Source organism: Rhizobium sp. R339, assembly GCF_002211395.1.
Lineage (GTDB): Bacteria > Pseudomonadota > Alphaproteobacteria > Rhizobiales > Rhizobiaceae > Rhizobium.
In genome coordinates, this window is sequence record NZ_LOKV01000028.1 from 184,079 (window position 1) to 204,676 (window position 20,598).

Sequence of the window (20,598 nt, forward strand, 5' to 3'; positions counted from 1 at the left end):
AAGCATGCCTGACGAGGGCTTGGCCAGCGCGTTCAGCGTCACCGAAGAGGCTCGCGCGAAGATCAACCTGGCCCTGCATGTGACGGGCCAGCGGCCGGACGGCTATCATCTGCTCGATATGCTGGTGACCTTCGCCTGTTATGGCGACCGCCTGGGATTCACGCCATCGCAGGCCGATGCCTTCACCCTGTCCGGCCGTTTCGGCGGGAGGCTCGCCGACGACGGCGGCACCAACCTGGTGCTGAAGGCGCGCGATCTTCTGCGCGAGCAATCCGGCTCCCTCGCCTTCCCCGTCCACATCCACCTCGAAAAGAATCTGCCGATCGCCTCCGGCATCGGCGGCGGTTCGGCGGATGCGGCCGCGACGCTGCGCGGGCTGATGCGGCTCTGGGGCACGACCCCGCCCGAGGGGATGCTTGCCGCGCTCGCGCTGAAGCTCGGCGCCGACGTGCCGATGTGCCTTGAAAGCCGGCCGCTGATTGCCCGCGGCATCGGTGAAAAGATCCAACCGGTGTCTGATCTGCCGGCCTTTGCCATGGTGCTCGCCAATCCCCTGAAGGGCGTGTCGACGCCGGATGTTTTCCGCCGGCTCGCGACGAAGAACAATCCGGCTCTGGAACTATCTCAGAGTGCAGGCTGGCTTACGGCGATTGCCGCTGCCCGCAACGACCTTGAGCCGCCGGCGCGCGAACTTGTGCCTGAAATCGCAACAATATCAGCAATGCTGCAAGGCCGCGGCGCAGTCATGACCCGCATGTCAGGCTCCGGCGCCACCTGCTTCGGGATCTTTAAGACCATGACCGAGGCGAAAGATGTGGCGGCAGCCCTTCACGGCGAGCGGCCCGACTGGTATTTCCAGGCAACGGAAACGATCCCGGGAGGTAGATGATGGCAGGTCTGGACGAGAAGCGGCCCTTCATCGCCGTTGGCATGGCAGTTCTCACCGTCTCGGACACACGCACGCCGGAGACCGACAAATCGGGCGATACGCTGGCGGCGCGAATCATCGAGGTGGGCCACAGGCTCGTCGATCGGGCGATCGTGCCGGACGACCGGGAGAAAATCGCCGCAACGGTCAAGGCCTGGACCGAGCGGGACGAAATCGACGTCGTCATCACCACGGGAGGCACCGGTTTTACCGGCCGGGACGTCACGCCCGAGGCGCTGGAGCCTCTGTTCGAAAAGCGCATGGACGGTTTTTCCGCCATCTTTCACCGCATCTCCTATGAGAAGATCGGCACGGCGACGATCCAGTCGCGCGCCACGGCAGGCGTTGCCAATTCCACCTTCATCTTCGCCCTGCCGGGTTCGCCCGGCGCCTGCCGGGATGCCTGGGACGGCATCCTGAAATCGCAGCTCGACTATCGTAGCGTGCCGTGCAACTTCGTCGAAATCATGCCGCGGCTGGACGAGCATCTGAAGCGCGGCGCGGCGAAATAGGCCGGCCAAGACCGGGCACCGCAAACGGCACCATTGCCTATGTGGCAATGCCTGGCAGAGCGGGCATGGTATCCCAGCTGTCACCCGAAAGCAGGAAGCAGCTTATGCCGTGAACATCCGTTACGATGAGCGTCCAGGTGCCGCTTTCGGCGGCATAGACCTCGAGAACGGCGTTCTGATTGATCAATCCGACTGCAGTGAGCTTTTCGCCGAAGTTCCTGTCCAGGAAATTGACGATCTCGGATCGGCCTGCGCAACTGCGCACCATCTGCGATGCTGCCGGATGCGGATGCGCGATCAGCGATATCGGCAATATGACGGCCAGCAGGCCGTAAATCATACCGCGTACCATGACGCACCTCCTTTCGCCGGAGCCCGGCAGAAGAGGAGATGTCCGCTGACCTGTTCTGCCGTCCACCGGCATTCCATGGCCATCCGTTGCGAAGCGAGGCGCTTCGGCGGCGCCATGAGCGAATTATAGCGCGAAATCGTATCGGACGCCATCTTTTGCAAGGCGACAGGAGGAGGTGCGGCATCACCGCGCGGCGCGGGCGACCCAGGAGGGAATCAGTTCGCTGGAGAGTTTGCGCGGCTTCTGCCCTTTGACGAATTCGGCAAGGCGCATGCCGCTTCTGGCCGCAGCGAGCGCCTGGTGCTTCGGCATCAGCAAACCGAGTTCCAGCGGTGGGGCGGCGCGGCGGACGCGCTCGAAGAACGGGCGCCGGTAGCCGCGCGAGGCGGTGAAGTGCGCCGGCAGCTTGTTCAACGCCACATATTCGGAAATCTCATCGATCCAGCCGGCCTGGGGCCTTGCGCCCGGCTCGACGAAGAGTAGCCATTCGCCGCGCGCTGAGCGGACGATGTCCTTGATATCCCACTTTGAATAGAAGCGGCAGCCAGCCGCGTCCGCCACCCGCGAGGTGCCGTCGGACGAGCCGTGATCGAGGACGACCACATCGCTCACGAGCCCTTCCACCGCGCCCGCCACCAGCACCGACAGGGTCTGGGCCAGCTCGGATTCCTGATCCTGACATTCGAGAACAACGGTCAACATCGGCTATCTATAATGCGACGCACAAATTTCTGCCAGCAGCATTTCCCGTATTTTGTTCTTGCATTGTTCTTGTTTTGCAGATAGGAATTTAATCATCAAAACGGACGGAAGCACTGGCTTTTCCGTCACGGGAGAATCCGATGAGAGAGCAGTCCCTGGCAGGGCAGGCCGCGTTCGCGCCTGCCAATACGGCAGATATTGCCGATGCGATGATCGTTTCCTCCGGTCTCAGGATCGAGGTCGATCGCCGGCGCGGCCGTGGCGCCGGGCTGAACCCGACAGGGCGGTTCGAGGCGCTGCAGCGGGAGACCTTCGACGACGGCTGGCAGACGCTGGAAGAATTGCCGCCCTTCAAGACCGAGGTGCAGGTCGAAAAGCCGCGCACGGCCATCACCCGCAACGAATCGCCTGATATTTCCTTCGATCGCTCGATCAACCCCTATCGTGGCTGCGAGCACGGCTGCATCTACTGCTTCGCACGGCCGACACATGCCTATATGGGGCTTTCCGCCGGGCTCGACTTCGAGACGAAGCTCTTCGCCAAGCCCGATGCGGCAAAGCTGCTCGAGCGGGAGCTCGCCAAGCCGGGCTACAAGGTGCGGGTCATCGCGATCGGCACCAATACCGATCCCTACCAGCCGATCGAGAAGGAATGGCGCATCATGCGCGGCATTCTCGAAGTGCTGAACAAGGCGAACCATCCGGTGTCGATCGTCACCAAGTCGGCGATGATCCTGCGTGACCTCGACATCCTGCAGGAGATGGCGAAGAAAAACCTGGTGCGGGTCGGCATTTCGGTGACCACGCTCGACCGCAAGCTTGCCCGGGCGATGGAACCGCGCGCCGCCACACCGCCGCGGCGCCTGGAGACGATCCACGCGCTCGCCGAAGCGGGCATCCAGACGGCTGTCATGGCCGCCCCGCTCATTCCGGCGCTGAACGACCATGAATTGGAACGTATCCTCGAATCGGCCAAGGCCGCCGGCGCCGCGGAGGCGAGCTACGTCATCCTGAGGCTTCCTCTCGAAGTCAGCCCGCTCTTCCGCGACTGGCTGCTGCAGCATTATCCCGATCGCTACCGGCATGTGATGTCGCTGGTGCGCTCGATGCGCGGCGGCAAGGATTACGATTCCGAATTCGGCAAGCGCATGAAAGGTGCGGGGCCCTATGCCTGGCAGATCGCGCGCCGTTTCGAAATGGCGGCCAAACGCTTTGAACTGACGCGGCGCAGCGTGCCGTTGCGCGACGATCTGTTCGTGCCGCCCGACGGCAGCGGCGTGCAGCTGTCGCTGCTTTGATTGCCGGAGCGGTTCGGCTTTCGTGGAAGCGCAGAACCGCTCAAACTCCTTGTTTTAGGCAACTTCTGGAGAGCTCTCTTGATTCTCTTGGATTTGCTTCAAGCTTGCGCATCGGCCCATCGAGAAACCGCCCTGTTTTCGAGCCCGAGCGCAATTCCCGCGGATGGCCCTGACCGCCACCATCCGCCGGACCGTCCCCGGCCGCCGCCCTGATCCGGGGACTTGCGGGAAATCGGGTTGGCGTGCGAGGTTCAGCCGCATGAAACGTCGCACGCCACCCGATTCTCCCCTGCTTTTCGACACGGTTCCGCTCGTGCCGGATTTCCGTCTGGAACTGAAAGCCCGCAAGGCTGGCCATTGGCCGGTTGCCGGCGCCGACGAGGCAGGCCGCGGGCCGCTGGCCGGGCCTGTCGTTGCCGCCGCCGTCATCCTCGATCCGAAGCGCATCCCTGAAGGTCTGAACGATTCCAAGCAGCTTTCCGCGCAGCGGCGCGAAGAACTGTTCACGCAGATTCTGGCAACCGCGACCGTCTCCATCGCCTCCTCCAGCTCCACGCGCATCGATGAGACGGATATTCGCAAGGCGAGCCTCGACGCCATGCGCCGCGCCATCTGCAGCCTTGCCGTTCCGGCAAGCTATGTGCTGACGGATGGGCTGGATGTACCGCCCGGGCTCGATTGCCCCGGACAGGCCGTGGTCAAGGGCGATGCCCGGTCGGTCTCGATCGCCGCCGCCTCGATCGTCGCCAAGGTGACGCGCGACCGGATGATGGCACGGGCGCATAACGTCTTTCCAGACTACGGCTTTGCCGCGCATGCAGGCTACGGCACTGCCCAGCATCGCGCCGGCATCGAGAAACACGGCCCCTGCTCGCTGCACCGGATGACCTTCAGGCCGTTGCGCAAGGGCGAGGATGGTCCGGAGGCGGATGAGCTGATTCCGGGATAGGTCGCCACACAGAGTATAAGAAGCCAGGACTGCCGGAGGGAGCGCAAGGAACGGTGACGGCATGGCATGATCTCTTCTCCCCTCGGGGAGAAGGTGCCGGCAGGCGGATGAGGGGGCCGCACGGCACATACACTCACTGAAAACCTCCGCGACGCTAAACAACAGCGCCCAGCGCCCTGAACATGGTCGAGACGACGACGGCACGTAAGAACGTTGTTGGAAAAGACCGGCTTCGCCGGCCCCCTCATCCGCCCTACGGGCACCTTCTCCCCGCTGGGGAGAAGAGGGGATCGAGAGGGAGCGGACTGTCTCTTCGCCCGCAAGCGGGCGTCCGAAGGACCGGCGAGACCGAGCATTCAACAAAAAAGGCCGGGACATGCCCGGCCTTTCGCTCATTCCATTCGACAGCACTCAGTTGAGCCGCGTCTTGACCTGGCCGACGGCGTTGCCGAAGAGCTCGGACTGGACCTTGCCGTCCGCCTGCTTGGCAAGCACCGTTTCGGCGGCCGCAATCGCCAGATCGACGGCGGCGGAACGGACCGCCTTCATCGCATCGGCCTCGGCTTGCTTGATCTTCTGCTCGGAGAGCGCCGTGCGGTTGGCGACGAATTCTTCCGTCTTCTTTTTCGCTTCAGCGGTCAGCATTTCGGCTTCGCGCTCGGCGGCGGCAACGATGTGAGCCGCCTCGGCTTCCGCTTCCTTGCGCTTGCGCTGGTATTCGGCGAGCAGGTGCTGGGCCTCTTCGCGCAGACGCTTGGCTTCGGCCAGCTCGTTGCGGATCTGATCGGCGCGGTCATCAAGCGACCGTGCCATCATGCCGGGAACCTTCAGGTAGACGACCAGCGCCAGGAACAGGACGAGGCCGACGAAAGCGAAGAAGGTCGCGTCAAAGTGAAATTCCATCGATCAAGCCTCTTTCTTGGCGGCCGCGACGGCGGCCGCGACATCTGCCTTGGCGGCCGTGCCGCCGATCAGCTGTTCGACGACGGCAGCGGCCGTTTCCTCGGCAATCGTGCCGACATCGGCAAAAGCCTTCGTCTTGATATCGGCGATCCGAGCTTCGGCAGCCTTGATCTTTTCCGACAGGCTCGCTTCGACGGCGCGGCGATCCGCTTCGGCCTTGACCTTGGCGGCGTCGCGTGCGGCGGAGCCGATCGCATTCGACTTGGCGCGGGCAGCGGCCAGTTCGCCTTCATAGGTCACGACTGCAGCGTCGGCTTCCGCCTTCAGGCGGCCTGCTTCTTCCAGATCCTGGGAGATGCGCGTGTGGCGCTGATCGAGAATGGCCCCGATGCGCGGCGCGATGACCTTTTGCATAAGGAGGTAAAAGACGCCGAACGTGATCACCAGCCAGAGCAGCTGGGATGCGTAGGTCGTCGAATCGAAAGGCGGGAACGGGCCGCGGGCGTGTTCGCCTTCGGCAACGCCGGTCTCCGTATGGACCTCGCCTGCGGCCGGAGCGGCATGCGCATCCGTGCCGGTCGCTGCCGCCGGTGCTTCTTCAGCGTAAGCCGGGGTCACAAAAAACATGCTCACCTCCAGGTGGACTGCAAATGCAAAGGATCACGGCTTGCGGTCGCAGGCCGTGATCCATCTATCCGCCGATATCAGACGGCGAAGAGCAGGAGGAGAGCGACGAGCAGCGAGAAGATGCCCAGAGCTTCCGTAACGGCGAAGCCGAATACCAGACGGCCGAACTGGCTGTCAGCGGCAGACGGATTACGCAGAGCGCCGGAGAGGTAGCTGCCGAAGATGTTGCCGAGGCCGAGAGCCGTACCGGCCATACCAAAGCAAGCCAGACCTGCACCGATGAACTTTGCTGCTTCCGCTTCCATGTTGAACTCCTTTGAAATGGTTGTTGCGGCGAATGACTGACGCCCTTTGACGTCGATGTCGTTATCCTTAGTGCCCGCCCGGGTGGATCGCGTCGTTGAGGTACATGCAAGTCAGCACCGCAAAGACGTAAGCCTGGAGGAAGGCGACGAGGAACTCGAGACCGGTCAGGGCGACGGTCATGATGAGGGGAAGAACGGCTCCGCCGACACCGACTGCACCGAGGGCTCCGAGCGAGGCGACGAAGCCTGCGAACACCTTGAGCGTAATGTGACCGGCGAGCATGTTTGCGAAAAGACGAACAGAGAGCGAAATCGGACGGGACAGGAACGAAATGATTTCGATCGAGACGACCAGCGGCAACAAAATGCCCGGCACGCCTGAGGGGACGAAGACATTCAGGAAGTGGAAGCCGTGCTTATAGAAACCGTAGACGAGAACCGTACCGATGACGAGGATTGCCAGCGCGAAGGTGACGATGATCTGGCTGGTGATCGTGAAGAAATACGGGAACATGCCGAGCAGGTTCGCCGTCAGCACGAACATGAAGAGCGAGAAGACAAGCGGGAAGAACTTCATTCCCTGCTTGCCCGCGCCTTCCTTGAGCATATTGGCGATGAATTCATAAGACATTTCCGCGACCGACTGCGAGCGACCCGGCACGATGGCGCGGTTTGAGGTCGCGAAATAAAGGAAGCCTACGGCAACGGCAGCCGAAGCGGCCATAAAGAGCGATGCGTTGGTGAACGAGAAATCAATCCCACCGATTTCGATCGGCACAATCTTGAAGATCTGGAACTGATGAGTCGGATCGTTGGACACCGCTTGTTCTCTCTCTTTGGCCCGCAGGACGCGGGATCATTGCACTGGACCGGGACCGGTCCTTATTTCTTGTCGTCCTTGCCTTCCAGGGGATGGGCCACCACCCCCGCAGAACGCAGCACGTTCAGAACGCCGGCACAAAATCCGAGAAGCAGAAGAACAATCAAACCCCAAGGCGCCGTGCCAACAAAACGGTCGAGGACATAGCCAAGAACGGCACCGACAATGATCGCGGCAATGAACTCGCTGGAGAGCTTCATCGCCTGGGCATAACCTTTGCGGCTTACCTCGGCTTGGGCCTCGCTTGCACGTTCCACTCCCGCCTCAGCGCGTTTGGTCGCGAGTTCCGCTCCCAATTGCGCACGGCGCTTTTCAAGACTTTCCTCGCGGTCGTCCGCCATGGATCTCTCCTCGCCTGCCCGTCGCCCGCACTCCCGCTACCCCGGTCATTCGGACTTAGGACGCGAAGGTTGAGAACCTTCCGGCCCGTTCTGAAGTCGCGCGCAACATAGTTTTAGGGATTAGTATAGTCAAGGCGTAGACAGCTTCTGTCCAGCCAGAAAATAATTTCATCGAATCAAAGCGTTAGATCGATTTCCGATCGATCGGGCAAATTCGATTGAAAGATTCCGCTTTTCCGGGCCGGAAATCGACTTTGCCCGGACGGTTTATCTCAGCTCCAGCCGCCGCCATAGGTGCGATAGAAGACGTGGAGACCGATGCGGCCGACTTTTTCCATGGTCTTTGCCCATTTCGGACGAACGTAAACGGCGTGGTAATGCGTCGCCGAGCCCACCTGCGGCAGCCAGATCTTGCCTGCCGTCACCGCCAGCGCCACATCGCGGGCGACCCGCCAGTGATATTCCGAGTTCACCCGGTCCTTGATGCTGTCGCAGGCGAAGGAAAACTGGCAGCGATTGCGCCAATCCTCGTTCTGATAGACGACGCCGCAGATCGTCTTGGGATAGGCAGGGTTGCGAACGCGATTGAGAATGACCTGCGCGACGGCCGCCTGGCCTTTCACCGATTCGCCGCGCGCTTCGAAATAGATGCCGGAAGCAAGGCACTGCTGTTCGCGGGCGGAAAAGACGTCGGGCGACAGCACGCTTGCGGCCCAGGCATGATCGCGCGGACCGATCTCGGGCACGAAGCGGCCGCTCTGCTGATCGGTCAGAATGGAATCGAACGGCGACTGGCGGGAATAGTCGGGCGCTGCCGGCGCATAGGCCGTGGCAAGCACGTCCGCCTTGCTGCTGGTGACGAGGCTCGCCAGCATCGCAGGCACGCCGCGATCCGGCATCACCGGCTGCTTCCTATAAAAAGAAGTCGCAATCTCGATTTCCTTGCCCAGGATCTTCGGCTTGACGAAGGCCGACCTGTCCTTGAGGTCGAGGCTCGGCGTGAAGAGCATCTTGGTACGCTCGAGAATGGAGCCGGCGGAAAAATCCTTCGGTGGCTGCATCTTCTCGACGGCGACGATGCGGCCCTTCTTCGTGCCGCGGTTGACGCGCTCCTCGTCCGCGGTGTCCTCGTGACCCTTGCCCTTGGCAGTGAAGGCGACCTTGCGGCCGTCCGGCAGCACCATGCCGGCGCCCGATGAAATCGAACCCGTTACCATCGGTTCGGCAAAAGCGAGTTCGGCCTGGTGGATGGAGCCGGCGGGAGAGTTGGTCAGCACCATGCGCCAGTTCTCGCCCTCGCGGTCGAGGCCGCCGAGCATGGCGGCAAGATCGGCATGCGATGCCACAGTCGGGAAAATCAGCCAGCCGGCGAGCCCGAAGACAACGGGCGACACCCAGTTCTCGGGAAAAAGACGCAGCTTGCTACGGGAGAGACTCTTTCGACGCAACACGAACTCCGGGCATGGAACGCTGAAACATTCCATCGAAAATCCCTTATTAACCTTGATGTCTGGTTAACGGGCCGTACCGGAATGTGACTATCGGCGGTTTCGGATATTCGAATACGGCCGGTTTTACGGGACACATCCCCCTTCTTCCTCATCCTCGGCCTTGCGCCGAGGATCCATGCCGTGGCTGCTGGCGGGTGCCGTGTGGATGCTCGGCTCAGGGCTGCTCAGGGCCGAGCATGACGGAGGACGAGGTGACGGAAGTGCAAGACAGCGCTGACACCCGCATCCGGAATGTCGCCCGCGCCCGTCAAATAATCACGTGCGAGCCCAGTTCCACCACACGGTTTGCCGGCAGGCGGAAGTAATCCGAAGGGTTGGCGGCCGCATTGGCAAGGGCGATGTAAAGCCGGTCCTGCCAGTAAGGCATGCCGGACTTGGCGTCCGGCACCAGCTTGCGGCGGCCGAGATAGAAGGAGGTCGACATGATGTCGAACTTCAGTCCCGTTTTGCGCAGGGTCGCGAGCGCCTGCGAGACGTTCTGCGATTCCATGAAGCCGAAGAGCAGTTCGACGCGGGAGAAACGCTCGGAAATCTGCTCGACCTTGTAGCGGTCCTGGCTGGGAACGCGGGGCTTGTTGACCGTGCGAATCGTCAGGATGACGTTGCGGTCGTGGAGCACGTGATTGTGCTTGAGATTGTGCAGCAAGGCGGCGGGCGCGGATTCCGGATCGCTGGTCAGGAAGATCGCGGTGCCGGGAACCTGGGCCGGCGAATGTTCGCTCTTGCGCTCGATGGAGCTGACGAAGGAGGGAAGCGGAATATCGGTATGGCGGGTTTTTTCCATGAGGATCGCGGTGCCGCGCCGCCAGGTCCACATGATGACGGTAAAGGCCGTGGCGATCAGGATCGGGATATAGCCGCCGTCGTGAATCTTCAGAAGGTTGGCGCCGAGGAAGATCATTTCGAGCACAACCAGCGGCGCGAGCGCGATCACGGCGACCGGCATCGACCAGTTCCAGCGGGCGCGGACGAATTCGAAGGCCATGATCGAGGTGACGACCATGGCGCCGGTGACCGAAATGCCATAGGCGGTCGCCAGCGCATCCGAGGTCTGGAAACTCAGGACCAGGAAGATGACGCCGATGAACAGCACGGCGTTGACGGACGGCAGGAAGATCTGCCCGGTATTGGTTTCAGAGGTAAAGAGAATTTCCATGCGCGGCAGGAAGCCGAGGTTGATGCCCTGGCGCACCAGCGAGAAGGCGCCTGTTATCACCGCCTGGCTGGCGATGATCGTCGCGGCGGTCGCCAGAATGACGGCCGGCAGCAGCGCCCATTTCGGGAACATCAGATAAAATGGATCGGACATCGTCATCGGATTGCCGAGAACGAGCGCTCCCTGTCCGAGATAATTCAGCGTCAGCGCCGGGAAGACCAGCAGGAACCACGCCCACTGGATCGGCCGGCGGCCGAAATGGCCGAGGTCGGCATAGAGCGCCTCCGCACCGGTGACGGTCAGGAAGACGGCGCCGAGCACGACGATGCCATAAAAGCCCTCATGCAGCAGGAAGCTGACGGCGTAATAAGGGTTGAAGGCGGCAAGGATGCCGAAATCGTCCGAGATATGGGAAATGCCGGCCGCTGCCATGACGATAAACCAGACGGCGGTGATCGGACCGAAGAACTTCGCGACGGCGCCGGTGCCGCGCGATTGCACGACGAAAAGCAGCGCCAGGATCACGACCGAGATCGGCACGATATATTCGGAGAGACTCGGCGTGACGAGCTTCAGGCCCTCGACAGCCGAAAGCACCGATAGTGCGGGCGTGATCATCGCATCGCCGAGGAAGAGCGCCGCACCCATCAGGCCGAGCAGCATCAGCAAAGCGGTATGGCCGTTGGCGGTCTTCATCAGAAGGGCAAGCAGCGACAGCGTGCCGCCTTCCCCGTCGTTGTCGGCGCGCAGCAGGAAGAGCACATATTTGATGGTGACAATGATCGTCAGCGCCCAGATCATCAGCGAAATCAAACTGATGACCTCGAAACGGGTGACGCCGTCATGGGCCACGGGCTTCAGCGCCTCGCGGAAAGCGTAGAGCGGGCTCGTGCCGATATCGCCGTAGACGACGCCGACGGAACCCAGTGCGAGATAGAACAGCTTTTTCGGCGTCATATCGCGTTCGTTCGGATGGCTATCTTCGGACATGAAGTTTCAACAGGCTCCTCAGAGCCAGCCTTTCCAGCGAAAAAAGAAAAAGGGAATGACGGCCGATATCACCATCAAGGCCAGCGAAAAGGGATAACCCGCGGCCCAGGCCAGCTCCGGCATGAACTGAAAATTCATGCCATAGACGGAGGCGACCAATGTCGGCGGCAGGAACACGACCGATGCGATCGAGAAGATCTTGATGATCGAGTTCTGCTCGATGTTGATCAGGCCGAGCGAAGCGTCGAGCAGGAAGGTAATGTTGGCGGCCACGAAGGAGGCATGCTCGGAGAGCGACTGGATATCGCGCGAGACGGTGCGGCAGAGCTCCTTCGCCTCACGGTCCTGCTGAATCGCCGGGATCGTGTGAAAGAAGGTCAAGAGGCGCGAAAGCGAACCGAGGCTATCGCGCAGCTTGCTGATCATCCGGTGATGGCCGGCGATATCCTTCAGCTTCTCCTCGAGATAGTTGGAAGGCCTGCGCACCTTCTTGGCCCGGTCGCCGAAGACATGCATGGACAAGATATCGATGCGCGAGACGGAGGTCTCGAGAATCTCGGCGGTGCGGTCGACGATCGTTTCCAAGAGCTTGGCGAGAAGGGCCGCGCCGCTGCGCCAATTTTCCGGCAGCCGGTGAAGGGCCGCGATGAAGAGCGCAAAGGACTTTGGATGGGCGTAACGGATGGTGACCAGACGGTTTCCGGCCAGAATGAAGGCGACATCGGTCAGCGTCGGCGCGTCGGTATCGGCCTTCCAGAGGAGCGAGGCGGTCATGAAGACGGCGTCGTTTTCGACATAGAGACGGGCGGAGGGCTCGATATCCTTCAGGTCGTCGCGGGTCGGAACCTCGATGCGGAGGACCTTCTCGACATAAAGCTCCTCCTCGCGGCTCGGGTCGACCATGTCGATCCAGACGACATCCTCGGGAAAGGGCGCCATGTGCGAGATGTCGCGAATCTCGACCGACCGGCAATTGGAACAGTAAGCGGTGATCACCGGCACTGCCTCCAATGCTTGCGCCGCTTGGCGGCCATAACCCTTGTCATAACAAGCCCTTCCATGCGCCCGCAAGCGCGGCAGCGCGAAGATCGCTCGTCATCGATAGAACCGGAGGCGGATCAAGAAAGCTCATACAACTCCGGCTGCATCCAGCCTCGGGGGCCGGTATGCGCGTTGTGCTCCACCGCATCGCAGTTACCAATCCTTCGATCGACAAGACAACTCCGAACTTGCACGCGGGGCGGATGCTTCGGAACGAAGACGGCCGTCAGTGAGCATCTGCAGCAAACGCCATCATGGCGCCGGGGCATATGAAGCAAAGCCGCGAAATAATCAAGACATCTTCCGTGAAGCGCGGCTTTTCACCACGTTTCACCCACAATTTGGGGTATTGGCCGCGGTGATTCGGACCTCCAAAGCGCGTCCCGGCGACACCTTATTCGAAAACGATCGTCGGCGCCGGGCGCTGCGGCTGGCCGCCAACCTGTTCCCAGACCTTGGCGGCGATGCCGCGATAGATTCCGGCGACGATGCCGTTCGGCTCGGAGGCGACGAGCGGTGTGCCGGCGTCTGAGGTCTCGCGAATGTTCATCGTCAGCGGGACTTCGCCGAGGAAGGGCACGCCTATGCGTTCGGCCTCCTTGCGGGCGCCGCCATGGCCGAAGATGTCGTAACGCGTGCCGGTATCGGGGGCGATGAAATAGCTCATGTTCTCGACGATGCCGAGGACCGGCACTTCGACCTTGCGGAACATGTTGAGGCCCTTGCGGGCATCGATCAGAGCGAGATCCTGCGGCGTGGAGACGATGACGGCGCCGGCGAGCGGCACCTGCTGGGCCATGGTCAGCTGCGCATCGCCGGTGCCGGGCGGCATGTCGACGACGAGGACGTCGAGTTCGCCCCAGGCGACTTCGCGCAGCATCTGCAACAGCGCCGACTGGACCATCGGCCCGCGCCAGATCATCGCCGTCTCCTCATCGACGAGGAAGCCCATCGACATGACCTTGAGGCCGTAATTTTCCATCGGATTGATGATGCGGCCGTCGATCTGCGTCGGCCGGCCGGATATTTTCAACAGCCGCGGCATCGAGGGGCCGTAGATATCGGCATCGAGGATGCCGACGCGAAGGCCGTTGGCGAGCAGGCCGAGCGCCAGGTTGACGGCGGTGGTCGACTTGCCGACCCCACCCTTGCCGGAGGCAACGGCGATGATGGCGCCGATGCCGGGAACGCCGATCTTGCCGGCGCGCGGCGCCTGTTGCGGCGCGTGCGCGTGGCCGGCATGGTCGTGTGCATGATCGTGGCCGGCATGGCCATGGGGCGGGTTCGACGCCGGGCGCGCCGCGGGAGCGGCTGCGGCCGCCCTCTTATCCGCCGTCAGCGTGACGAGGGCGCCTTTGACACCGGGCATTTCCTTGATGACGCGCTCGGCGGCGAGCCGCATCGGCTCCAGCTCCTTGGCGCGTTCGGCCGGAACGGTGATGGAGAAATAAACCTTGCCATCGGAGATGAAGATGTCGGAGACCATGCCAAGCTCGACGATATCGCGCTCGAGATCGGGCCCACGCACGGTCTTCAGCGTCTCGAGAACCTGTTCCTTGGTGACGTCGGTCATTCCACCCTCACTGTTTCATCTCGATCACAGATAGTGGAGGCGCACGTCTTCGCCAAACAAAATCATCGGGCGGGAAAATCGATCTGCCGGCTTGCGCAAAAGCGGGCAAAAAATCGGAATCCGTTGCGGCCATCAAGTCCGCCGGGCTTTCGCCCTGATGGCCGCAACGGTCTCCCCTGGAACCGGCGCAATGCGGGCGAACTAGAGTAAGCTGCAAAAAAGGCCAGCAAAAAGTGATGGCGGAAGCGGGAATCGTGAACAGCTGCGCAAAAGGCGGTGCCAAAACGCAACAACCGCCGCCGACGCCGAAGTACCGGAGAGAATCGGCATCGGCGGCGGGCGGCGGTTGTGTCGGCCGCGCCATTTCCTGGCGCTGTCACAAAGTCCCCTCTGGACCTCTGTCAAAGGAGAAGCAGAAAGCGTGCCAGATGAAAAATGAGGAAAAGCCGCGCAAATACGCCGGCAATCGTACCTTTTCAAGAAAGGCGTGCCTATGCGCTGAGCGGGCGGCGCAACGGCACCTTGTTTTTTGCAACTTATTTGATCAGCCCGATCCGCAGCGCCTTGGCGACTGCCTGGGTGCGGTTGACCGTATCAAGCTTCTTGGTGGCGCGGTTGAGGTAGTGGTTGACCGTGTGTTCTGACAAGGAAAGGATTTCGGCGATTTCCGCGCTGGTCTTGCCGGCCGCCGTCCAGTTGAGGCAATCGATCTCGCGGTCGGTCAAGGTATCGGTCATCCGCGTGTCGAGGTGGCGGATCTCGGCGAGCCTGTCGAAGACGTGGATGGCGATATAGCAAAGCTCGCGCATCTCGGCCGGACTAAAGGGCTCGCGATCGCCGGCGAAGGAAACGGCGCCGCGCAGGCCGGATGCCTCATGCGTCGGGAAATAGGCGCAGCGCATCATCTTGAAACGTTCGAAAAGCGTGGAGACAAGGCCGGACTTGCCGTCGTCCCGCGACCAGTCCGGCCGCGTCATGTCATAGAAGAAAGGCCGGGCCGACGTCCTCAGCCGGCGGAGAACCGGGCTATTCACCATCAGGCCCTCCTGGTCGTAGATCGCGAGAAGCTCGGCCGGCCAGCTGGTAATGACCGTGCTGCCCTGAAGATCGAAAGAGGTGATCGGCGGAAGGTTGAGAACCATGAAGGCACGGCTGCGATAGGCTTCCGTCACGCGCTTCATGAAACGGAAAATATCGAACTGCGTCTTCAGGCCTGCTATCTCCTGGACATAGTCATCTTCTTCCGGGGATGTTTGCGACAAGGGTGCCATCACATTTCTTCATCTTCGACACAGCGACCGGCAAACCGTGTGCAGAACCTGGCCCACGGCCGGTTCGATTGCATCGGCATGACGATCGCTGGTTGGATCAAATGGAATCGGCCTCGGCGTACAGCATTCGGCCGGTGAATGGTTGTGGATTTCGCGGACCGTTCTAGTTGTGATGATTCGCCGGTAAATCTCAATATCGCCCTCATCATAAGCATGCTCTGCGATCGGGTCCAGCAACCGGATTTTCCGTCAGCGACGCGGCCCCAGGCGGATACGCATGCCTTCCATGATCCTTCCAGCTGCCAGCTGTACTGGAACGGCCCATTCGCGCAGAAGTTCCATCGACAATCGATAGGCGGGGCCGGTAATCGATATCCCGCCGACAAAAGTCCGGTCTTCAGACCAGACAGGCGCGGCCACGCAGCGGATACCGGCCTCATGCTCCTCGCGATCGAAGGCGTAGCCCCGATCGGCAATCTCGCGGATCTCGGCAAGCAGCGTTTCGGCAGAAGCATGCGTCGAGGCGGTGAATCGGGTGAAGCTCAGGCCGGCCAGGAGATCAGCCAGGCGATCGGGCGGCAGCAGGGAAAGGGCGGCCTTGCCGACGCCGGTGCAGTAACAGGGAGAGGCATTGCCGATCTGCGAATACATGCGCACCGGCTGGCGGCCTTCGACCTTGTCGAGATAGATGATCGACGATCCCCTGAGGACGCCGAGATGGACCGTTTCGCCGGTCGCCTGCTGCAGATCGGCGAGGTGCGGTTCGGCAATCATACGGAATTCGTTGCGCGCCCAGCTGCGCGCGGCAAAATCGAGCAGGCGCAGCCCGGGGGCGTATCGGCCGTCGCCGTCGAGTTCGAGCAGCCCCTCCTCCACCAGGTGGCTCAGCTGGCGGTGCAGCGTGCCGCGCGGCTGGCCGGCGAGCGCCAGGATATCCGTGAAGCGCAGCGGCGCATCGGCATGGGTCACGAGATCGAGCAGAACCATCAGTTTGCCGAGCGTGCCGGTCTCGCGTGCCTGCGTCATGCCATCGCCGTTTGAATTCATCGCCTCTTCCGCCCTTGACAGACAGGGCAGCCTAATTCGATAATTCCATATAGTCAAATTAAGTTCCATATAATGGAACAAAATATCGGGAGGAAATGGGACCGCAATGCCAGCACAATTTCCCGAGTTCAAAGACCGAGCCGTGCTCGTGACCGGCGGCGGATCGGGCATCGGCGCTGCGATCGTCGAAGGCTTCGCTCGGCAGGGCGCCAAGGTCTCCTTCATCGATATCGCAGAAGCCGCGGGCAGCGCGCTTGCGGAAAAGCTGTCGCGCGAAACGGCGCATCTTGTCGCCTTCTACCATGCCGATCTGCGCGACATCGACGCGATCCGGCGCACGGTCGACAGCGTCGTTGCCGCTTCGGGGCCGATCCGCGTGCTCGTCAACAATGCCGCCTGGGACGACCGCCACGAATTCGACGAGGTCACCGAAGCCTATTGGGACAACAACCAGGCGGTCAACCTGCGGCATGTGTTCTTCACCTCGCAGGCGGTCGTGCCGTCGATGCGAACGGCCGGCGGCGGGGCGATCGTCAATATGTCGTCGATCGCCTTCAAGCTGAACATGGGCGGGTTTCCCTCCTACGCCGCGGCGAAGGCGGCGGTCGTCGGGCTGACGAAGAGCATGGCCGGCAGGCTCGGGCCGGAGAATATCCGGGTCAACTGCATCCTGCCCGGCATGGTCGTCACCGAGCGGCAGATGCAGCTCTGGCTGACCGAAGAGAGCATCGCGCGCTCAGTAGAGCAGCAATGCCTCAAGACCGCGCTCAAGCCTGACGCGATCGTCGGGCCATGCCTGTTTCTTGCATCCGACTGCGCGGCTGCGATGACCGCCCAGTCCCTGATTGTCGATGGAGGCATTCTGTAATGACGAATCCCGCTTATGTCTCGGTGGACTGGGGCACCAGCAGCTTCCGGCTCTGGCTGATCGGCAGGGATGGCAGCATCCTTGCCGAACGCCGCAGCGGCGAAGGCATGACGAGCGCGGCAAAGACCGGCTTTTCCACCGTGCTATCAGGCCATCTCGCCGCCGTCGAGGCGCCGGCAAGCCTGCCTGTCATCGTCTGCGGCATGGCCGGCGCAAAGCAGGGCTGGTTCGAAGCCGGCTATATCGACGTGCCGGCATCCCTGGCCTCGATCCTGACCGGCGCCGTCTCCGTGCCCGGGGAAAGCCGCGACATCCGCATCCTGCCGGGACTTGCCCAGCGGGACGCGGCGAGGCCCGACGTCATGCGCGGCGAGGAAACCCAGCTGCTCGGCGCGCTCGGCCGCGCAAGCGTTGGCGCCCAGGCGGTCTGCATGCCCGGCACGCATTCGAAATGGGTGCATGTGAACGACGGCAAGGTGACCGGCTTTTCGACCTTCATGACCGGCGAGCTTTTCGACGCGATCAGCAAACACACGATTCTTTCGCATGCCGTCTCAGGTGCCGAGGAACAGCCGGCGGATGCGGCTGCCTTCGAGGCGGCCGTATCGACCGCCTTCGCGCAGCCCGCACTTGCCTCCAACATGCTCTTTGCCGCCCGCTCGGGCCAACTTCTGCACGGGATTTCCGCTGCGGCCGCGCAAGCCCGGCTTTCCGGCACGCTGATCGGCCTCGAAATCGCCGGCGCGTTGCAGGATGCCGCCAACTCAAGCATCACCCTCGTCGCCTCCGGGCGCCTGCAGGCGCTCTACGAGCAAGCCTTCAGAACCCTCTCGCTTGACTTCACCGCCATCGATGCCGACGCGGCCGTGCGCCGCGGGCTCTCGGCCGCCGCCGAAGCCATCTGGCCGAATTGAGAAAGCTGACACGATGAACCGTATCCCCTTCCCCGACATGAAGCGCCCGCTGATCGCCATCCTGCGCGGGATCAGGCCCGACGAGACCGAAAGCGTCGTCGGTGCCCTGATCGACAACGGCCTGACGGCGATCGAGATTCCGCTGAATTCGCCGGACCCTTTCAAATCCATCGAGATCGCCGCGAAAATGGCGCCGGCCGAGGTGCTGATCGGCGCCGGAACGGTGCTGACGGTCGAGGCGGTCGACAGCCTGAATGCGGCCGGCGGCAAGCTGCTCGTCACCCCGAATGTCGAGCCCGAGGTGATCATCCGGGCACGCGAATACGGCATGGTGACGATGCCCGGCGTCTTTACGCCGACCGAGGCCCTGGCCGCGGCGCGCGCCGGCGCCACCGGCCTCAAATTCTTTCCCGCCAGCGTGCTCGGCCCCTCCGGCATCACCGCGATCCGGGCAATCCTGCCGCCGGAACTGGTGATCGCGGCCGTCGGCGGCGTATCGGACAGGAATTTCGCCGATTACACCAAGGCCGGCATCTTCGCTTTCGGCCTCGGCACCAGCCTCTACAAGCCGGGAATGACCGCAGCAGAGGTTGCCGAGCGCGCCAAGGCGACCATTTACGCCTATGACGCAGCCATGGGAGCGTGAACGTATGACCGACATCTATGAGTTCGAAGGCAAGACACTCTGCAATACCAATTCCGTTCTCGGCGAAGGCCCGACCTATGACCCGGACAGCAATACGGTCTGGTGGTTCAACATCCTCGGCAAGGAGCTGCACGAGCTCAGACTTTCAACGGGTGAGAAGAAGGTTCATCCGCTGCCTGTGATGGCAAGCGTGCTGGCCCGCATCGACGCCGGACGGCAGCTGATCGCGACGGAAGAGGGGCTTTTCGTGCGCGATGTGGCGAGCGGCAACCTTACCTTCTATGCCGCGCTCGAAAACGACCGGCCGGAGAACCGCTCGAACGACGGCCGTACCCATCCCTCCGGCGCGCTCTGGATCGGCACGATGAGCAAGCGGGCGGAAAACCAGGCCGGCGCCATCTATCATGTCGCCAGCGGCAAGGTGACGAAGATCTTCAGCGGCATCAGCATTCCGAATTCGATCTGCTTCTCGCCCGACGGCACGATCGGCTACTATACGGATTCCCGCATCAACCGGCTGATGCGCGTCATGGTCGATCCGCAGACCGGCCTGCCCTCGGGCGAGCCGATCGTGCTGGTCGACAGCATGAACGAGCCCGGCGACATCGACGGTTCGGTGGTGGACGCCGACGGCTATATCTGGAACGCGCGCTGGGGAGCCGGCGTCGTCGACCGGTACAATCCGGACGGCCTGCGGATCTCGCGTTACAAGGTTCCTGCGGTGCAGCCCTCCTGCCCTGCATTCATCGGCGTCAATGCCGAGCGGCTGGCGGTGACGACGGCCTGGGAAGGGCTCGACGAGGATGCCCGTTCGGCGCAGCCGAGCGCCGGCGCCCTCCTGGAACTCGGCATCGACGTCAAAGGCATATTCGATCCCGTCTACGTGATCTGAGACATGCCCGGCCGCAATGCGAGAGGCGCTCCCGAGGGGGCGCTTTTTTGCTTTTTGGAGGGCCTTTTTCGATAAATGTTCCGTGAAAATCGAGAAATTTTCCGTGTTTTCAACCGGAACCAATAGGCGCACCAGTCATTTCCTCTTCGAACCGGCGCGGCAAGGATGGTTCAAACATGCATTGCCGGGTCAGCGATGACTCTAGAGAAACGAAGGTAGGTTCGAAATGACACGCAAACTTCTGACGACCGTTGCCGCTGGCGCATTGTTTGCCACGGCTTTCGCACCGGCGGCATTCTCGCAGACGGCACCCCAGCCGGCGGATCCCGCCGCTCCGACGCAGGCAGCTCCCGCCGATCCGGCAGCCCCGAAGCCGCCGGTCACGCCTGACGTCACGAAGCCCGCAGGCGATGCCGCCCAGGCTCCTGCACCGGCACCGACCGCCGATACTGCTCAGGCTTCCTATCTGACGGAACAGGCTCCCGACCAGGTCAGCGCCAACACCTATATCGGCCAGTCGGTCTACAATGCCAACAATGAAAGCATCGGCAGCGTCAACGACCTGATCATGAAGAAGGATGGCGGCTTGGTTGCCGCGATCGTCGGCGTCGGCGGTTTCCTCGGTATCGGCGAAAAGAACGTCGCCGTCCCGATGGACAAGATCACCATCGCCCAGAACACACAGGACGGCAGCGTCAAGCTCACGACCAGCGAAACGGCTGAATCGCTGAAGGCCGCACCTGAATTCAAGACGCTGGCAATGCAGTCGGCCGAAAAGGCTCCGGCTGCGACCGGTACCGACACCACGGCGACCGGCTCGACCACGCCGAAGTAACCCGCGCGGTAGTATAGCGTAGGCGATGGCGCTCCTAGGGGCGCCATCGCTTTATTC

General features: G+C 62.2%; 22 protein-coding genes. 9 read left to right on the plus strand and 13 right to left on the minus strand.

Going from position 1 to position 20,598, the window contains the following annotated elements; all coding sequences use genetic code 11:
• Nucleotides 1–4 precede the first annotated feature (4 nt).
• Entirely contained in the window at nt 5–889 is an 885-nt protein-coding gene (locus ATY76_RS31340) for a 4-(cytidine 5'-diphospho)-2-C-methyl-D-erythritol kinase (protein WP_088678519.1), read from the plus strand.
• A complete protein-coding gene (moaB, locus tag ATY76_RS31345) occupies nt 889–1,440 on the plus strand; it encodes a molybdenum cofactor biosynthesis protein B (RefSeq protein WP_088678520.1) in 552 nt (183 codons plus the stop codon). Before ATY76_RS31340 ends, moaB begins: the two co-directional genes overlap by 1 nt.
• A gap of 37 nt (nt 1,441–1,477) precedes the next feature.
• Here the strand turns inward: moaB and ATY76_RS31350 are convergent, their stop codons facing one another.
• Together ATY76_RS31350 and ATY76_RS31355 are read right to left on the minus strand one after the other, a co-directional pair.
• A complete protein-coding gene (locus ATY76_RS31350; protein ID WP_088678521.1) occupies nt 1,478–1,792 on the minus strand; it encodes a hypothetical protein in 315 nt (104 codons plus the stop codon).
• Nucleotides 1,793–1,975: 183 nt separating this feature from the next.
• Nucleotides 1,976–2,494, minus strand: a complete 519-nt coding sequence (locus tag ATY76_RS31355; RefSeq protein WP_088678522.1) for a glycosyltransferase family A protein — start codon at nt 2,492–2,494, stop codon at nt 1,976–1,978.
• A 140-nt stretch (nt 2,495–2,634) separates the two neighbouring features.
• On the opposite strand from ATY76_RS31355, the gene ATY76_RS31360 reads away from it, so the two are divergent.
• On the plus strand, nt 2,635–3,792 hold the full coding sequence (locus ATY76_RS31360) for a PA0069 family radical SAM protein (protein ID WP_088678523.1): 1,158 nt from the start codon (nt 2,635–2,637) through the stop codon (nt 3,790–3,792).
• Between the two features lie 259 nt (nt 3,793–4,051).
• Complete coding sequence (locus tag ATY76_RS31365) at nt 4,052–4,741, plus strand: ribonuclease HII (RefSeq protein WP_088678524.1); 690 nt, start codon at nt 4,052–4,054, stop codon at nt 4,739–4,741.
• A gap of 411 nt (nt 4,742–5,152) precedes the next feature.
• Here the strand turns inward: ATY76_RS31365 and ATY76_RS31370 are convergent, their stop codons facing one another.
• The 11 genes from ATY76_RS31370 to ATY76_RS31425 all read right to left on the minus strand — a co-directional run bounded on the left by ATY76_RS31370 (nt 5,153) and on the right by ATY76_RS31425 (nt 16,386).
• Nucleotides 5,153–5,644, minus strand: a complete 492-nt coding sequence (locus ATY76_RS31370) for a F0F1 ATP synthase subunit B (protein ID WP_088678525.1) — start codon at nt 5,642–5,644, stop codon at nt 5,153–5,155.
• 3 nt (nt 5,645–5,647) lie between these two features.
• Nucleotides 5,648–6,271: a F0F1 ATP synthase subunit B gene (locus tag ATY76_RS31375; RefSeq protein WP_088678526.1), complete on the minus strand. Its 624-nt coding sequence runs from the start codon at nt 6,269–6,271 to the stop codon at nt 5,648–5,650.
• Nucleotides 6,272–6,348: 77 nt separating this feature from the next.
• Complete coding sequence (locus ATY76_RS31380) at nt 6,349–6,576, minus strand: F0F1 ATP synthase subunit C (protein WP_003588243.1); 228 nt, start codon at nt 6,574–6,576, stop codon at nt 6,349–6,351.
• 67 nt (nt 6,577–6,643) lie between these two features.
• Nucleotides 6,644–7,396 carry a F0F1 ATP synthase subunit A gene (locus tag ATY76_RS31385; protein ID WP_003584570.1) on the minus strand — a complete coding sequence of 251 codons (753 nt, stop codon included), beginning with the start codon at nt 7,394–7,396 and terminating at the stop codon, nt 6,644–6,646.
• Between the two features lie 62 nt (nt 7,397–7,458).
• Nucleotides 7,459–7,797 (minus strand): AtpZ/AtpI family protein, encoded by a 339-nt coding sequence (locus ATY76_RS31390; protein ID WP_088678527.1) that lies wholly within the window; start codon nt 7,795–7,797, stop codon nt 7,459–7,461.
• Nucleotides 7,798–8,069: 272 nt separating this feature from the next.
• Nucleotides 8,070–9,281, minus strand: a complete 1,212-nt coding sequence (locus ATY76_RS31395; protein WP_088678528.1) for a cell wall hydrolase — start codon at nt 9,279–9,281, stop codon at nt 8,070–8,072.
• A gap of 274 nt (nt 9,282–9,555) precedes the next feature.
• Nucleotides 9,556–11,454, minus strand: coding sequence for a potassium transporter Kup (locus ATY76_RS31400; RefSeq protein WP_088678529.1), 1,899 nt, complete (start codon nt 11,452–11,454; stop codon nt 9,556–9,558).
• Between the two features lie 18 nt (nt 11,455–11,472).
• Nucleotides 11,473–12,450 (minus strand): magnesium transporter CorA family protein, encoded by a 978-nt coding sequence (locus ATY76_RS31405; protein ID WP_088678612.1) that lies wholly within the window; start codon nt 12,448–12,450, stop codon nt 11,473–11,475.
• A gap of 439 nt (nt 12,451–12,889) precedes the next feature.
• Nucleotides 12,890–14,068 (minus strand): Mrp/NBP35 family ATP-binding protein, encoded by a 1,179-nt coding sequence (locus tag ATY76_RS31415; RefSeq protein WP_088678530.1) that lies wholly within the window; start codon nt 14,066–14,068, stop codon nt 12,890–12,892.
• 536 nt (nt 14,069–14,604) lie between these two features.
• Nucleotides 14,605–15,339: a LuxR family transcriptional regulator gene (locus ATY76_RS31420; protein WP_088678531.1), complete on the minus strand. Its 735-nt coding sequence runs from the start codon at nt 15,337–15,339 to the stop codon at nt 14,605–14,607.
• A 249-nt stretch (nt 15,340–15,588) separates the two neighbouring features.
• Nucleotides 15,589–16,386, minus strand: coding sequence for an IclR family transcriptional regulator (locus ATY76_RS31425; protein WP_088678532.1), 798 nt, complete (start codon nt 16,384–16,386; stop codon nt 15,589–15,591).
• A gap of 106 nt (nt 16,387–16,492) precedes the next feature.
• Here ATY76_RS31425 and ATY76_RS31430 point away from each other — a divergent pair, with 106 nt between their 5' ends.
• The 5 genes from ATY76_RS31430 to ATY76_RS31450 all read left to right on the plus strand — a co-directional run bounded on the left by ATY76_RS31430 (nt 16,493) and on the right by ATY76_RS31450 (nt 20,541).
• Complete coding sequence (locus tag ATY76_RS31430) at nt 16,493–17,254, plus strand: SDR family oxidoreductase (RefSeq protein ID WP_088678533.1); 762 nt, start codon at nt 16,493–16,495, stop codon at nt 17,252–17,254.
• Nucleotides 17,254–18,168: a 2-dehydro-3-deoxygalactonokinase gene (locus ATY76_RS31435; protein WP_088678534.1), complete on the plus strand. Its 915-nt coding sequence runs from the start codon at nt 17,254–17,256 to the stop codon at nt 18,166–18,168. Before ATY76_RS31430 ends, ATY76_RS31435 begins: the two co-directional genes overlap by 1 nt.
• Nucleotides 18,169–18,181: 13 nt before the next feature.
• Nucleotides 18,182–18,814 (plus strand): 2-dehydro-3-deoxy-6-phosphogalactonate aldolase, encoded by a 633-nt coding sequence (locus tag ATY76_RS31440; protein ID WP_088678535.1) that lies wholly within the window; start codon nt 18,182–18,184, stop codon nt 18,812–18,814.
• A gap of 4 nt (nt 18,815–18,818) precedes the next feature.
• The gene (locus tag ATY76_RS31445; protein WP_088678536.1) at nt 18,819–19,706 is read left to right on the plus strand and encodes an SMP-30/gluconolactonase/LRE family protein; all 888 of its coding nucleotides are present in this window, start codon (nt 18,819–18,821) and stop codon (nt 19,704–19,706) included.
• Between the two features lie 226 nt (nt 19,707–19,932).
• Nucleotides 19,933–20,541, plus strand: coding sequence for a PRC-barrel domain-containing protein (locus ATY76_RS31450; RefSeq protein WP_088678537.1), 609 nt, complete (start codon nt 19,933–19,935; stop codon nt 20,539–20,541).
• Nucleotides 20,542–20,598: the final 57 nt, after the last annotated feature.